General features: G+C 68.5%; 13 protein-coding genes. 6 read left to right on the top strand and 7 right to left on the bottom strand.

The genetic code is table 11. From position 1 onward, the window contains the following. The first annotated feature begins 2 nt into the window (after positions 1–2). Genes urtB through urtE form a run of 4 tightly spaced genes read left to right on the top strand, consistent with a single transcriptional unit; the run spans position 3 to position 3,518 of the window. Positions 3–887, top strand: a complete 885-nt coding sequence (gene urtB / locus ACQI46_RS10555) for an urea ABC transporter permease subunit UrtB (RefSeq protein ID WP_427093948.1) — start codon at positions 3–5, stop codon at positions 885–887. Continuing rightward, entirely contained in the window at positions 884–1,996 is a 1,113-nt protein-coding gene (gene urtC / locus ACQI46_RS10550) for an urea ABC transporter permease subunit UrtC (protein WP_427093947.1), read from the top strand. The genes urtB and urtC overlap by 4 nt, the downstream gene beginning before the upstream one ends. Then, entirely contained in the window at positions 1,993–2,826 is an 834-nt protein-coding gene (gene urtD, locus ACQI46_RS10545) for an urea ABC transporter ATP-binding protein UrtD (protein WP_427093946.1), read from the top strand. Before urtC ends, urtD begins: the two co-directional genes overlap by 4 nt. Then, on the top strand, positions 2,826–3,518 hold the full coding sequence (gene urtE / locus ACQI46_RS10540; protein ID WP_427093945.1) for an urea ABC transporter ATP-binding subunit UrtE: 693 nt from the start codon (positions 2,826–2,828) through the stop codon (positions 3,516–3,518). The genes urtD and urtE overlap by 1 nt, the downstream gene beginning before the upstream one ends. 389 nt (positions 3,519–3,907) lie before the next feature. Here urtE and hisS read toward each other — a convergent pair whose 3' ends face one another. Then, positions 3,908–5,176 carry a histidine--tRNA ligase gene (hisS, locus tag ACQI46_RS10535; RefSeq protein WP_427093944.1) on the bottom strand — a complete coding sequence of 423 codons (1,269 nt, stop codon included), beginning with the start codon at positions 5,174–5,176 and terminating at the stop codon, positions 3,908–3,910. After that, the gene (locus tag ACQI46_RS10530; RefSeq protein WP_427093943.1) at positions 5,177–5,851 is read right to left on the bottom strand and encodes an MBL fold metallo-hydrolase; all 675 of its coding nucleotides are present in this window, start codon (positions 5,849–5,851) and stop codon (positions 5,177–5,179) included. Between the two features lie 76 nt (positions 5,852–5,927). Between ACQI46_RS10530 and ACQI46_RS10525 the strand changes: the two genes are divergently transcribed. Then, on the top strand, positions 5,928–6,770 hold the full coding sequence (locus ACQI46_RS10525) for a peptidylprolyl isomerase (protein ID WP_427093942.1): 843 nt from the start codon (positions 5,928–5,930) through the stop codon (positions 6,768–6,770). Positions 6,771–6,777: 7 nt separating this feature from the next. Further along, positions 6,778–7,761, top strand: coding sequence for a hypothetical protein (locus ACQI46_RS10520; RefSeq protein WP_427093941.1), 984 nt, complete (start codon positions 6,778–6,780; stop codon positions 7,759–7,761). Here ACQI46_RS10520 and ACQI46_RS10515 read toward each other — a convergent pair. The 5 genes from ACQI46_RS10515 to secD form a co-directional block, all read right to left on the bottom strand. Then, positions 7,745–10,102, bottom strand: a complete 2,358-nt coding sequence (locus ACQI46_RS10515) for a RelA/SpoT family protein (protein ID WP_427093940.1) — start codon at positions 10,100–10,102, stop codon at positions 7,745–7,747. The two genes, ACQI46_RS10520 and ACQI46_RS10515, sit on opposite strands and share 17 nt — an antisense overlap. Before the next feature lie 38 nt (positions 10,103–10,140). Further along, entirely contained in the window at positions 10,141–10,677 is a 537-nt protein-coding gene (locus ACQI46_RS10510) for an adenine phosphoribosyltransferase (protein WP_427093939.1), read from the bottom strand. Then, the gene (locus ACQI46_RS10505) at positions 10,674–12,320 is read right to left on the bottom strand and encodes an ABC transporter substrate-binding protein (protein WP_427093938.1); all 1,647 of its coding nucleotides are present in this window, start codon (positions 12,318–12,320) and stop codon (positions 10,674–10,676) included. The genes ACQI46_RS10510 and ACQI46_RS10505 overlap by 4 nt, the downstream gene beginning before the upstream one ends. Before the next feature lie 5 nt (positions 12,321–12,325). Continuing rightward, positions 12,326–13,600 (bottom strand): protein translocase subunit SecF, encoded by a 1,275-nt coding sequence (gene secF, locus ACQI46_RS10500; RefSeq protein WP_427093937.1) that lies wholly within the window; start codon positions 13,598–13,600, stop codon positions 12,326–12,328. A gap of 3 nt (positions 13,601–13,603) precedes the next feature. Then, on the bottom strand, positions 13,604–14,772 hold a 1,169-nt coding region (secD, locus tag ACQI46_RS10495; protein ID WP_427093936.1), incomplete at its 5' end, for a protein translocase subunit SecD.

Here is a 14,772-nt window from a genome sequence, read left to right as displayed (position 1 = left end):
CCGTGGATGTCCTGATCGGGCAGCTGGCAACAGGATTGAGCCTCGGCTCGATCCTGTTGCTCGCGGCCCTGGGTTTGTCGCTGACCTTCGGCCAGATGGGCGTCATCAACATGGCGCACGGCGAATTCATCATGGCCGGCTGCTACACCGCCTATGTGGTACAGCAGATCATCTCCAGTGCCGGTGCGTCCCTGCTGATCTCGCTGGTCATCGGGTTCGTCATCGGCGGTGCGATGGGCGCGCTGCTGGAAGTGACGCTGATCCAGCGCATGTACCACCGTCCGCTGGACACTCTGTTGGTCACCTTCGGTGTCGGACTGATCCTGCAGCAGGTGGCCCGCGACGTGTTCGGCGCGCCCGCCGTCAACGTCGTCGCTCCCGCGTGGCTGTCCGGCGGAGTCGAGATCCTCGGCGCCGTCGTCCCCAAGACCCGCCTGTTCATCCTGGTGCTGGCCGTGGTGTGCGTCGCGGTGCTGGCCACCGTGCTCAAGACCTCGCCGATGGGGCGGCGCATCCGCGCCGTGGTGCAGAACCGGGATCTCGCTGAGACCAGCGGTATCTCGTCGCGCAAGACCGACATCACGACCTTCTTCATCGGTTCCGGCCTCGCGGCTGTGGCCGGGGTCGCGCTGACGTTGATCGGCTCGACCAGCCCCACGATCGGCCAGAGCTACCTGATCGACGCGTTCCTCGTCGTCGTGGTGGGCGGGCTCGGACAGATCAAGGGCACCGTGATCGCGGCGTTCACCCTCGGTTTCCTGAATTCGTTCATCGAGTACAACACCACCGCGTCACTGGCCAAGGTGATCGTGTTCGTGATCATCGTGATCTTCCTGCAGGCCCGCCCGCAGGGGCTGTTCACCGTGCGGACAAGGAGTCTCGTGTGAGAACTACTTTGGGACGCTGGCAGACGTGGGCCGGCTTCGGTGTCGCGGCGCTGGTGCTGTTCGTCATCGCCCCCGCGGTGCTGTCGGATTTCCGGCTCTCGCTGCTGGGCAAGTTCCTGTGCTTCGCGATCGTCGCGGTCGGCATCGGTCTGGCCTGGGGCCGCGGCGGCATGCTGGTGCTCGGGCAGGGCGTGTTCTTCGGCCTGGGCGGCTACATGATGGCGATGCACCTCAAGATCGCCGACGCCCAACTGCTCGGTGACGACGTGCCGGACTTCATGCAGATCCAGGGCGTGCGCGAACTGCCGGGCTACTGGCAGCCGTTCGCCTCACCGCTGGTCACCCTGATCGCGATCCTGGTGATCCCCACGGGCATCGCCGCCGCGCTGGGTCTGGGCGTGTTCAAACGCAAGGTCAAGGGTGCGTACTTCGCGATCCTGTCCCAGGCGTTGGCCGCAGCGCTGGCGATCCTGCTCGTCGGTCAGACCAGCCTCGGAGGATCCAACGGCCTCAATCGGTTTCGCACGTTCTTCGGCTTCACGCTCAGCGACCCGGTCAACCGCCGGATGCTGTACTTCATCGCCGCGGCGGTTCTGCTGATCGTGGTCGCGGTGGTGCGGCAGCTGATGCAGAGCCGCTACGGCGAACTGCTGGTCGCCGTCCGCGACGGCGAGGAGCGCGTGCGCTTCCTGGGCTACGACCCGGCCAACATCAAGGTCGTGGCCTACACGGTCGCCGCGTTGTTCGCCAGTATCGCCGGCGCGCTGTTCGCGCCGATCGTCGGGTTCATCGCACCATCGCAGGTGGGCATCCTGCCCTCGATCGCGTTCCTGATCGGGGTGGCGATCGGCGGCCGGACCACGCTGCTGGGGCCGGTGCTCGGCGCCATCGGCGTCGCATGGGCGCAAACCCTGTTCTCCGAACGCTTTCCATCGGAATGGACCTACGCCCAGGGTCTGCTGTTCATCGTGGTGGTCGGCTTCTTCCCGGCCGGGCTCGCCGGGCTCGGGGCACTGGTCAAGCGTCGCCGCAAGGCCAAAGCCGAACCGCCGGCCGATCCCGCGCCCGACACCGATTCCGACGCACAGAAGGTGAGTGCCGGCACATGACCGACATCCAGGCCAGCGCGGCAGGCAAGGAGCCCGCCGAGGGCGGCAACGCCGGCATGAGCGCGCAGTACCTCGAAGTACGCGGTCTCACAGTCGATTTCGACGGTTTCAAGGCGGTCAGCGACGTGAACCTGACGCTGTTCCAGGGCGATCTGCGCTTCTTGATCGGCCCCAACGGGGCCGGCAAGACCACCGTCATCGACGCCATCACCGGCCTGGTGCCCGCGGCGGGTTCGGTGAACAAGTCCGGTGTGGAACTGCTCGGGAAGAAGGTGCACCAGATCGCCCGCCAGGGTGTGGGCCGCACCTTCCAGACCGCGAGCGTGTTCGAACAGCTCACCGTGCTGCAGAACCTCGACATCGCCGCGGGCGCGGGTCGCTCGCCGTGGACACTGCTGCGTCGGCGACGGGGCATCCTGCCGTCGATCGAGCAGGCGCTGCACACCATCGGCCTGACACATCTGGCCGAACAACCCGCCGGCGTGCTGGCCCACGGTCAGAAGCAGTGGCTCGAGATCGGCATGCTGCTGGTGCAGAACGCCGACGTGCTGCTGCTCGACGAACCGGTCGCGGGGATGAGCACCGAGGAACGTGAGGAGACCGGAAACCTGTTGCGGCGCATCGGCGCCGAGCGCACCGTGGTCGTTGTCGAACACGACATGGATTTCATGCGCGCGTTCGCGACGTCGGTGACGGTGTTGGCACGCGGACAGGTGATCGCCGAGGGTTCCGTGGCCGAGGTACAAGCCAATCCGAAGGTGCAGGAGGTCTATCTGGGGACCGCCGCGGCCGGTGCCGACGGAATCGAACTCGTCGAGGAGAAGTCCTGATGTTGCAACTGGTCGACGTCCGCTGCGGCTATGGCCGCAGCGAGGTGATCCACGGCGCCGGCATCGAGGTGCCCACCGACGGGGTGGCCGCGGTCATGGGACACAACGGCGCGGGCAAGACGACGCTGCTGCGCGCGGCGGTGGGTCTGCTCAAATGCACTGCGGGCAAGGTCCTGTTCGACGGCGAGGACATCACCAGGCTGCGGCCCAGCGCGCGGGTGGCGCGCGGGCTGGCGTACGTGCCGCAGGGGCAGCAGTCGTTCGGTCAGCTCACGACTGCGGAGAATCTGCAGGTGGTCGCCGACGGCCGGAAGAACGGCAAGGCGCTGATCGACGAGCAGCTCGACCTGTTCCCGGCGCTCAAAGAACTGCTGACGCGCCGCGCGGGGTTGCTCTCTGGCGGTCAGCGTCAGCAGCTGGCGATCGCGCGGGCATTGATCACCTCCCCCAAGTGCCTGATCCTCGACGAACCGACCGAAGGTATCCAGCCGTCGGTGGTCGCCGAGATCGAGCAGGCCATCACAGCGCTGACCGCGCGCGGCGATCTCGGTGTGCTGCTCGTCGAACAGCACATCGGGTTCGCGCTGGAGTCCGCGCAGCGCTACTACATCCTCGAGGCGGGCCGGATCACCTCCAGCGGCACCGGCGGCTCGGCCTCCGAGGCCGACGTCCGCGCCGCCATGGCCATCTAGCGTCGTTTCGGCGAGCGCGCGTGCTCGTCGTTTCGGCGAGCGCGCGTGTCTGTCCCTCGACGCGCCGCGTATCGGCATGCAAAAGCGCGCGCTCGCTACCGAATCCGGCGACACTGGGGCCATGGACGCACCCCGCAACCGGTGGCCGAGTACGGCGGCGTGGCGGTCGTCGAACGGAATTCTGTCGTGCTGGTCATGCCGGTGCCGCAGCGCACCATGACGACGAACGCGCGCCGACGCCTGGCGGCGACACATGCGCCCGCCCGGCGAGTTCCGTCCCGTCGCCATCTTCGACCGGCAGCCGCTGACGAGCGCGCGCTGCCGCAGGCGAATGCGCGGCGTGTCGAGGGACAGACACGCGCGCTCGCGGAACAACTGGGGGAACCTACCTACCGCAGGCGGGAGAGGACCTCGGTGATGACGGTGTCGATCGCGACGTCGACCTGCTCGCCGGTGGCCATGGTCTTCACCCCGACAGTGCCGGCCTCCAGATCCCGCTCCCCTGCCACCAGCGCGATCGCCGCACCCGAGCGGTCGGCACCCTTCATCGCGGCTTTGAGGCTGCGGTCCCCGTAGGCCATGTCGACCCGCACACCCGCCGCGCGCAGCTGCGCCGCCAGCACCGCCAGGCGCACCTTCGCGTCGGCGCCCAGCGGCACCGCATACACGTCCACCCGGGCAGCCGGGGCGGCAGTCTTCCCCTCGGCGCGCAAGGCCAGCAGCGTGCGATCCACACCGAGACCGAAACCGATGCCGGAGAGCTCTTTTCCGCCGAGCTGGCTCATCAGCCCGTCGTATCGACCACCGCCACCGATGCCCGATTGCGCGCCCAGACCGTCGTGGACGAATTCGAACGTCGTCTTGGTGTAGTAATCCAGCCCGCGCACCATCCGCGGATTGATCACATACGGCACACCCAACGCATCCAGATGCGCGAGCACGGTGTCGAAATGCGCCTTGGCGGCGTCAGAGAGATGGTCGAGCATCACCGGTGCGTCGGCGGTCATCTCCCGCACGTGCGGACGCTTGTCGTCGAGCACCCGCAGCGGGTTGATCTCCGCCCGGCGCCGAGTCTCGTCATCGAGATCCAGCTGGAACAGGAAGTCCTGCAAGAGTTCCCGATACTGCGGTCGGCAGGAATCGTCGCCCAGCGAGGTGATCTCCAACCGGAACCCGTCCAGGCCCAACGCTCGGAAACCACTGTCGGCGACGGCGATCACCTCGGCGTCCAGTGCCGGGTCGTCCACGCCGATGGCCTCGACGCCGACCTGCTGCAGCTGCCGGTACCTGCCGGCCTGTGGACGCTCGTACCGGAAGAACGGTCCCGAATAGCACAGCTTCACCGGCAGCGGGCCGCGGTCCAGGCCATGCTCGATCACCGCTCGCATCACCCCGGCCGTGCCCTCGGGCCGCAGCGTCACCGAGCGGTCACCCCGGTCGGCGAAGGTGTACATCTCCTTGGACACCACGTCGGTGGACTCCCCCACCCCGCGCGCGAACAAGGCGGTGTCCTCGAAGATCGGCAACTCGATGTCGCCGTACCCGGCGCGCCGCGCCGCATCGAGCAGGCCGCCGCGCACGGCGACGAACTCGGCCGAGTCCGGCGGCAGGTAGTCGGGGACGCCCTTGGGCGCCTTGAAAGAGGTGGTCTCAGTCACTTAAGTCAAACCTTCGAGGAACGGGTTGGTGTGGCGCTCGGCGCCGATGGTGGTGCGCTCGCCGTGTCCCGGTAATACCAGGGTGTGGTCGTCGAGCACCAACAGCTTGGTGACGATGGATTCGAGCAGGTCGCGTCCGCTGCCGCCGGGCAGGTCGGTGCGCCCGACCGACTGCCGGAACAGCGTGTCGCCGGTGAGCGCCACCTGCTCGGGTCCCTGTTCGACGCGGAACACGACGGAGCCCTGGGTGTGGCCGGGTGTGTGGTCGACGACCACGGTGACGCCGCCGAGCTCGAGTTTGTCGCCGTCGCGGTCGAGTTCGACGACCTGCTTGGGCTCGCGGAACATCGCCACGGACGCCAGCCGGCCCAGCCCCGCGAACAGCCCCTGCCCCAGCGACCCGATCGGGTCGGCCAGCATGAATCGGTCGGCGGGGTGGATGTAGACCGGGCAGCCGTAGGTGTCGGCGACTTTCTGCGCCGACCACATGTGATCGATGTGGCCGTGGGTCAGCAGGACGGCCGACGGGGTCAACCGGTTCTCGTCGAGGATGCGGCGCAGCGGTCCCATGGCGCGCTGACCCGGATCGACGACGACGGCGTCGGCGCCCTGCCGCGGGGCCAGCACGTAGCAGTTACACGCCAAGATGCCGGCCGGGAATCCGGTGATCAACACCTGCCCAGCTTCCCACGTCGGATGCGCGTGGCACACTCGGTGCCGACTTGATCGACACCCGAGGAGGACACCGGCAGTGCCGACGAACGAACAACGGCGAGCCGCCGCCAAACGCAAGCTGGAACGCCAGATGGAGCGCCGCGCCGAGAACGAACGCAAGCGCCGCCTGTACACGATCATCGGCTCGGCGGTCGCCGCGCTGGTGGTCATCGGCGCCGTGGCGGCCACGATCGTCCTCACCAACCGCGATTCCGGTGACGAGACCGCCTCGACGCCGGACACGTCCGGACGGCTGCCCTCGTTCGTCGCCGCCGACGACCTCGGCAGCGACTGCCAATACCCGGAGGCCGAAGAAGCCAGCAAGCCGAACACCCCGCCCCGCACCGGTCAGGTGCCCACGGAACCCGCCGAGGTCAGCGCCAGCATGGCCACCAACCGGGGCAACATCGGTCTGCTGCTCGACAACGCCAAGTCGCCGTGCACCGTCAACAGCTTCGCGAGCCTGGCGCAGCAGGGCTACTTCAACGACACGCCGTGCCACCGCTTGACCACCAGCGAATCCCTCGGTGTGCTGCAGTGCGGCGACCCGACCGGTCAGGGCACCGGCGGCCCGGGCTACCAGTTCGCCAACGAGTACCCCACCGACCAGTACCAGCCGGACGACCCGAGGCTCAACGAGCCCGTCCTCTACCCGCGCGGCACGTTGGCGATGGCCAACGCGGGTCCCGGTACCAACGGCAGCCAGTTCTTCCTCGTCTACCAGGATTCGCAGTTGCCGCCGCAGTACACGGTCTTCGGCACCATCGACGAGACAGGTCTGGCCACGCTGGACAAGATCGCCGCCGAGGGTGTCGAGGGCGGCGGCCCCGACGGTGCGCCGAAGCTGGCCACCACGGTGAAGTCGATCGCGCTGGACTGACGCTGCGATGGTCGGGCCGGGCGACGGGCAGTCAAATACGGCTCGCTATCTGATCACGGCGGTGGTGATCGTCCTGGTCATCGGCTACGGGATGGCGCTGCTGGTGACCCGGGAGCACTGGTCCGGCGGTGGGGACACCGCCGCGACCGCGGTCACCTTCGCCCCCGGTGCGCCGGACGGGTCGGAGCCGACGCCCGACCAGCTCGCCACGGTCACAGATGTCCTGACCCGCCGGGTCGAGGCGTACGGCCTGCCAGATGCGACGGTGACCGCCGACGGCGACACCGTGACCGTCACCGCGCCCGGCGACGGCGCCGACATGGACCGCATCGCCTCTGCTCGCGGTCGGTTCGCCCTGCGCACGGTCGTGCACTCGCTGCCGGCCGTTCAGATTCCACCGACCCGCACGTCGCCGTCGAACGCAGCCGACGAGCAAGAACTGCGGCAGAACACCGACCGCACCATGCAGGTCCTGGCGTTGCAGTTCCAAGCGTCGCGCTGCGCCCTGCCCGACGGACTGGCCGGCGCGGACGACCCGGATCGACCGCTGATCACCTGTGCGCGCGACGACACCGAGGTCTTTCTCCTCGAGCCCGCGACCGCCGTCGGTGACCAGTTCACCGACGCGGCCGTCGCTCCGGACGGAAACGGTCACGCCGTGGTGCTGAAATCCACCGCGACGGCCGCACCGGGCGACGAACTCGTCGCAGTCCTCGACACCGAGGTCCTCGGACCTGCGGAGACCCCGCAGACGGGCGTCGTGCGGGTCACCGGGCTGTCCGAGCAGGACGCACGCGACGTGGCCGCGATCCTCGCCGGCGGCGAATTGCCACTGACGCTCACGGCCGAGGAGTCGGCACCGGCAACCCTGGCCGATGGCTCCGCGGTGCGGATCGGTCTGGTGGCGGCCGGTGCGCTGGTGGGCGCGGCGGTGCTGGGCGTCGTGATCTACCTGGTGACCACTCGCCGCCGGGTCAGGCCGCCGACGTGACGCGGTAGACGTCGTAGACGCCCTCGACGTTGCGCACCACGTTGAGGACGTGACCCAGGTGCTTGGGGTCGCCCATTTCGAAGGTGAAGCGGCTGATCGCCACGCGGTCGTTCGACGTGGTGACCGACGCCGAGAGGATGTTGACCTTCTCGTCGGCGAGTACGCGGGTGACATCGGAGAGCAGACGATGGCGGTCCAGCGCCTCGACCTGAATGGCGACCAGGAACACCGAGTGCGGCGACGGGGCCCACTGCACGTCGATGATGCGCTCGGACTGGTCCTGCAGCGATGCGGCGTTGGTGCAGTCGGTCCGGTGCACGCTGACCCCGCCGCCACGCGTGACGAAGCCCATGATGTTGTCGCCCGGGACCGGCGTACAGCACTTGGCCAGCTTGGTCAGGACGCCGGGGGCGCCCGGCACCGCGACGCCGACGTCGTCGCTGGTGCGCTGTCGCACCGGCATCGTCGACGGCGTGGAGCGTTCGGCCAGCTCGTCGGTGGCGTCGTCGTCGGCGCCGACTGCGGCGACCAGGCGCTGCACCACGTGCCTCGCCGACACGTGCCCTTCCCCGACGGCGGTGTAGAGCGCCGAGAGGTCGGCGTAGCGCAACTCGCGCGCCAAGGCAGCCATCGATTCGGCAGTCATCAAGCGCTGCAAGGGAAGTCCGCCGCGTCGCACTTCGCGGGCGATGGCTTCCTTGCCCGCATCGAGTGCCTCTTCGCGACGCTCCTTGGCGAACCACTGCCGGATCTTGGCCTTGGCCCGCGGCGAGACGACGAAGCTCTGCCAGTCTCGGGACGGGCCGGCGTTGAGCGCCTTGGAGGTGAAGATCTCGACGACCTCACCGTTTTCCAGTTTGCGTTCCAGCGCGACCAGCCGCCCGTTGACGCGGGCGCCGATGCAGCGGTGCCCGACCTCGGTGTGCACGGCGTAGGCGAAGTCCACCGGCGTCGAGCCGGCCGGCAGGGTGACCACGTCGCCCTTCGGCGTGAACACGAAGATCTCCTGGACCGCCAGGTCGTAACGCAGCGACTCCAGGAACTCACCCGGGTCGGCGGCCTCCCGCTGCCAGTCGAGCAGCTGGCGCATCCAGGCCATGTCGTCGATCTCGGCCGCGGCGTGTCCGGCCGGTAATCCGTTGCGGCCCTTGTTCTCCTTGTAGCGCCAGTGCGCGGCGATGCCGTATTCGGCGGTGCGGTGCATGTCGCGGGTGCGGATCTGCACCTCCAGCGGTTTGCCCTCGGGACCGACCACCGTGGTGTGCAACGACTGGTACACCCCGTAACGCGGCTGGGCGATGTAGTCCTTGAAGCGGCCGGCCATCGGCTGCCACAGCGAGTGCACGACGCCGACGGCGGCATAGCAGTCGCGGATCTCGTCGCACAGGATGCGCACGCCCACCAGGTCGTGGATGTCGTCGAAGTCGCGGCCCTTGACGATCATCTTCTGGTAGATCGACCAATAATGCTTGGGCCGGCCCTCGACCACGGCGTTGATCTTCGACGCGGTCAGCGTGTTGATGATCTCCGCGCGCACCTTGGCCAGATAGGTGTCGCGCGACGGTGCACGGTCGGCGACCAGCCGCACGATCTCTTCGTACTTCTTCGGGTGCAGGATGGCGAACGCGAGGTCCTCGAGTTCCCACTTCACGGTCGCCATGCCCAGCCGATGAGCAAGCGGTGCAATGACTTCCAGCGTTTCGCGGGCTTTGCGGGCCTGTTTCTCCGGCGGCAGGAACCGCATCGTGCGCATGTTGTGCAGGCGGTCGGCCACCTTGATCACCAGCACCCGCGGGTCGCGGGCCATCGCGATGATCATCTTGCGGATGGTCTCGCCTTCGGCGGCGGTGCCCAGCGCGACCTTGTCGAGCTTGGTGACGCCGTCGACGAGGTGGCCGACCTCGACACCGAATTCGGCGGTCAGGGCCTCGAGTGTGTAGCCGGTGTCCTCGACGGTGTCGTGCAGCAGCGCGGCGATCAGCGTGGTGGTGTCCATGCCGAGTTCGGCGAGGATGTTGGCCACCGCGAGCGGATGGGTGATGTACGGGTCACCGGACCGCCGCATCTGATCGGCGTGGCGCTGCTCAGCGACCTCGTAGGCCTTCTGCAGCAGTGTCAGGTTGGCCTTCGGGTAGAACTCCCGGTGCACCGATACCAGCGGCTCGAGCACCGGGTTGATCGCGCTGCGCTGCGAGGTCATCCGTCGCGCCAGCCGGGCACGCACGCGCCGCGATGCGCTGGTCGACGTCTTGGCGACCTCTGATGACGGCGGTTCGGTCGAGGGCGGTGGCGGCTGCACGGCCTGGCCCGCGCGCGGACCCGTCGGGACCTCGTCGGCCATATTCACCTCCACGACTCGCTGTGGGCAGGATATCCCGTTCAGACGGTGTACAAGCTGGTGACCGGGACCGGCTCCAGCACTCCGCGGCCACCGAGGCCGCTCAGTTCGAGCATCACCACGGCACGCGACACGGTGGCACCCGCTGACATCAGCAACCGGTTGGTTGCTGCCAGTGTTCCCCCGGTGGCCAGCACGTCGTCGATGACGACCACGTTGCGGCCCGCCAGCGTCACCCCGTCGGCCGGGACCTCCAGCGTCGCCGAGCCGTACTCGAGGTCGTAGGTCTGGCTCAGCACCGGCGGCGGCAGCTTGCCGCCTTTGCGCACCGCGAGCACGCCGACACCCAGGTGCAGGGCCACGGCGCCGCCGAGCAGGAAGCCGCGCGCGTCGACGCCGGCGATGAGGTCGGCTCCGCGGGCGATGTCGGCGATGGCCCGGCACACCTCGGCCAGCCCGCGCGGGTCGGCGAGCACCGGGGTGAGGTCCTTGAACTGCACACCCGGCTCGGGGAAATCCGGGACTTCACGCAGCAGCGATGCGATGACGTCGGCGACGTCGCTGGGGGGTGGGGTCACCGGTCCAGTCTCCACCGGTCCATGTTCCAACCCGCACCCCAGCGGGTCGGATTGCTGCTGACGGCATACATCTTCGACGAGGTGAGCAGCGTGCGCTGCTGCCGGTACAGCGGCAGCGTCGGCATGTCGCCCCACAGGATCGGCCCGGACTCGGCGAGCAGGCGCGCCAGTTCCTTCGGGTCGGAGGTGACGGCGATCGTGGCGATGATCCCGTCGATGCGCGCGTTGGCGTAGCGCGGCAGGTTGTTGCCGTTGCCGCTGTGCAGGCTGTAGGCGTCCATCGCCGACGACCCCGACGAGCCGCTGCCGGCAGCTCCGCCGAGGCTGGCGATCAACACGTCGATCTCGTTGTTGCGCAACGACATCGGGCCGGTGTTGTCCGCGGCCGCATCCACGACGGTGATGCCTGCCGGTGCACACGAGTTCGCGATGGCACCGACCGTGGCGGCCAGCCGCGCATTGGGGGTCTGGTATCCGATCCGCACCGTCAGCGGCTGGTCGTCCAGCGCGGCGCGCGCCGCGTCGGGATTGGCGACGGCGAACTCGTTGACCTGCGGCGTGGCCTCGGCCGGACTGTAGGCGTCCTCCGTGGCGGAGTTCAGCCGCGAGTTGGCCACCGGAACCTCGGCGTTGCGGGCGATCACGTCGCGCGGTGTGCAATGCGCCAACGCGCGGCGCGCCGGTGTCGCGGCGAGCGGGCCCTGCGGCGCGAAGATCAGTTGCTCGATGCCGGCCGACGGAGTGTCGGAGCGGACGTAGTCCTCGGGCAGGTTCAGCGTCCCCGACGAGCCGGCCGCGATGTCGACCACGTCGTAGGCGCCTTCGTTGACCCGGTCCTGCAGTTCGGCGCTGCGCGGCCACACGGTGACGCGCTCGGTGACCGGCGGGGTGCCCCACCACTTGTCGTTGGCGACGAGTTGGACGGCACCGTCCTCGGTGACCGACTCCAGCTTGTAGGGCCCCGAGGACGGGAACTTCGCCAGGTCCAGGTCGGGGGTCAGCCGCCAGAGGGTGTTCCAGGCGGTGGCGATGCGTTCCACGGCGGGGCCGTCGTTGGCTTGCACAGCGGTGGTGACGCCACCGTCGCCGAGGCCGAGGTCGTCGGCGATCACGTGGGACGGCAGCAGCGCCGTCGCGGCGAACAGCTGGCCGTAGTCGACGAAGCCGCGGTCCGGCGCGAAGGACACGCGTGCCTTCTTCTGGCCCGGCGCGCAATCGATGCTGGCGATGTCGGCGTAGCCGGCTCGGCTGGCGGCGTCGAACGCCGGGAACCGGCCCGACTGCGCGGCCCACGCGAGCACCATGTCGTCACAGGTGATCGGCTTGCCGTCGGAGTAGACGGCTTCGGGCTTGATCTCGTAGTCCAGGATCAGCGGCGTCCGGCCGACCACCGCGATGGTGCCGAAGTCGTGATCGCCGACCACCTGTCCTTGCGGACCGTGGTAGTTGAAGCCTGTCAGCACCCGCGCGAAGGCCTGGGCGCCGCCGGAGGCCGCGCCCTCGACGGTGTTGGTGTTGTAGGTGATCAGGGCGCCGTCGACGACGTAGTCGACCGACTCGGCCGCGCCGCGAGCGCACCCGCTCAGCCCGATACCGCCGAGGACGGTCACCACCGTCAACAGCGCGGCCCAACGTCGAGCCACCGGGACTACTGCTTCCGGGGGCTTCGCTTACCCGACGGACGGCCCGTGCGGCTCGACGTCGGTCGGACGGGGCGCGCGCCGGGTGCCGGCTTGTCCGGCGCAGGGGCGACGGGCACGGTCACAGCGCTCTGGCGGGGTTCGTCGACGACGCTGTCGGTCTCGTCCACGTCGAGCAGCTCGGATCCGCCGGCGGTCTTGGCTGCGGCGGCCGCGCGGCGGTTGAGCACCTTGCGGGTGTGCTTGCGTACCGGTTCGGTGCGCTCGCGCAGGCTCACCAGCAGCGGGGTGGCGAAGTAGATCGACGAGTAGGTCCCGACGATCACGCCGACCAGCTGGACGAGCGCCAGATCCATCAGCGTGCCGACGCCGAGCAGCCAGACCGCGACGATCATCAGCGCGACGATCGGCAGTGTCGAGATGACGCTGGTGTTGATCGAGCGCATGAACGTCTGGTTCACCGCGAGGTTGGCGTGTTCGGCGAAGGTGCGTCGGGTGGTGTGTTCGTAGCCGTCGGTGTTCTCCTCGACCTTGTCGAACACGATCACCGTGTCGTAGAGCGAGAAGCCGAGAATGGTGAGCAGCCCGATCACGGTGGCGGGCGTGACCTCGAACCCGACGAGCGCGTACACGCCGGCGGTCACGATCAGGTCGAACATCAGGGTGGCCAGCGCCGCGACGGCCATGTAGCGCTCGTAGCGCACGGTGATGTAGATCGCGGCGAGCACCAGGAACACACCCAGCGCGATGAGCGCCTTGTCGGTGATCTGGCCGCCCCAGGTCTCCGACACCGCCGAGTCGCTGACCGCCGCCTTGGAGGGTTGCCCGTCGGCGCCGACCGGCTGGAACGCTTCGAACAGCGCGGTGCGCAGTTCCTCGGTCTGCTCGTTGGTGAGGGTCTCCGACCGGATCTGGAAGGTGGCCGAATCCCCGGTGCCGACGACGACCACCGACTCCGGCGGGGCGCCGATCGTGTCGTTGAAGACCGTCTCCACCTGCGAGGTGGTGATGTCGCCGCTGCCCCGCGGGAAGGACACCTTGGTGCCGCCCTCGAAGTCGATGCCGAAGGTGAATCCGCGCAGCAGCATCGCGCCGATGGCCACCAGCAGGATCAGCGCGCTGACCGTGTACCAGAGCTTGCGCCGGCCGACCACTTCGAAAGCGCCTGTGCCGGTGTACAGCCGGACGAAGAAGTTGTGCTTGGGTGCGTCGCCCGCCGCGGTTTCCAGGTCCGGCGCTTCGATCGCCGTCGATTCGATGTCGTCGGTGCGGTTACGTGCCATGGGTCAGCCCCGTCCCGCCGCGTGCGCGGCCGCTCGTCGTTCCCGGGCGATCTGTTGGACGGCGCCGAGTCCGTTGAGTCCCGGCTTGGCCATCGTGGCGGACTTCGAGGCCAGGAACACCAGCGGCCATGTCACCAGGAACACGACCATCACGTCGAGGATGGTGGTCAAGCCGAGCGTGAACGCGAAGCCCTTGACCTGACCGACGGCGAGGAAGTACAGCACCCCCGCGGCCAGGAACGTCACGGCGTTACCGGACAGGATCGTCTTGCGCGCTCGCGCCCAACCGCGCGGTACCGCGGACCGGAACGATCGACCCTCACGTATCTCGTCCTTGATGCGTTCGAAGAACACCACGAACGAGTCCGCCGTCATACCGATACCGATGACCAGACCGGCGATACCGGCCAGGTCCAGCGTGTAGTTGATGTAGCGCCCCAGCAGCACCAGGATCGCGAAGACCATGGCGCCGGAAGCGACCAGTGACAACGCGACGAGCAGACCGAGAACGCGGTAGTACAGCAGGGCGTAGAGCAGCACCGCCACCAGCCCGACCGCGCCGGCGATCAGGCCGGCCCGCAACGAGGACAGCCCGAGTGTGGCCGACACCGTCTCGGCCTCCGACGACTCGAACGACAGCGGCAGCGAGCCGTACTTCAGGACGTTGGCCAGTTCGCGCGCCGAGTCCTGGTTGAAACTGCCGGTGATCTGGGTGCGCCCACCGGGGATGGCTTCCTGGATCTGAGGCGCGCTGACGACCTGCGAGTCCAGCACGAAGGCGGTCTGGGTGCCGACGTTGGCGGCGGTGAAATCGGCCCACGTCTTGGCCGCGTCGCTCTTGAACTCGACGTCGACGACGTACTCGCCGCGCTGCTGGTCCAGTCCGGAGCTGGCGTTGGCGATGCCCTCGCCGGAGATGATCGACTTGTCCAGCAGGTAGACCTCCTGCCCGTCGGTCGAACACGTGACCAACGGCAGGTTCGGGTCGTCGTTGCCGGCCAGCACGTCTTCTTCGTCGCATCGGGTCGCCTGGAACTGCAGTGCCAGGATCTGGATGGCCTGCTCGCTGCTCTGCCGCAGCTTCTTCTCGTCCTGGATGCGGGTGGCCAGAGGGACGTCGCGGTCGTTCTCGGCGGGCGCCGGTGGCGCGCCGGCCGGGGGCGGGGCGCCAC

Source organism: Mycobacterium sp. SMC-4, assembly GCF_050205565.1.
GTDB lineage: Bacteria > Actinomycetota > Actinomycetes > Mycobacteriales > Mycobacteriaceae > Mycobacterium.
The sequence above is the reverse complement of the archived record's forward strand: the minus strand, read 5'-3'. Positions and strand labels throughout refer to the sequence as shown.

What these genes read in the sequence shown, in the direction of transcription:
- urtD (WP_427093946.1), top strand. Translation starts at nt 1,993, where the DNA reads ATGACCGACATCCAGGCCAGCGCGGCAGGCAAGGAGCCCGCCGAGGGC.
- urtE (WP_427093945.1), top strand. Translation starts at nt 2,826, where the DNA reads ATGTTGCAACTGGTCGACGTCCGCTGCGGCTATGGCCGCAGCGAGGTG.
- ACQI46_RS10520 (WP_427093941.1), top strand. Translation starts at nt 6,778, where the DNA reads ATGGTCGGGCCGGGCGACGGGCAGTCAAATACGGCTCGCTATCTGATC.
- ACQI46_RS10515 (WP_427093940.1), bottom strand. Translation starts at nt 10,102, where the DNA reads ATGGCCGACGAGGTCCCGACGGGTCCGCGCGCGGGCCAGGCCGTGCAG.
- secF (WP_427093937.1), bottom strand. Translation starts at nt 13,600, where the DNA reads ATGGCACGTAACCGCACCGACGACATCGAATCGACGGCGATCGAAGCG.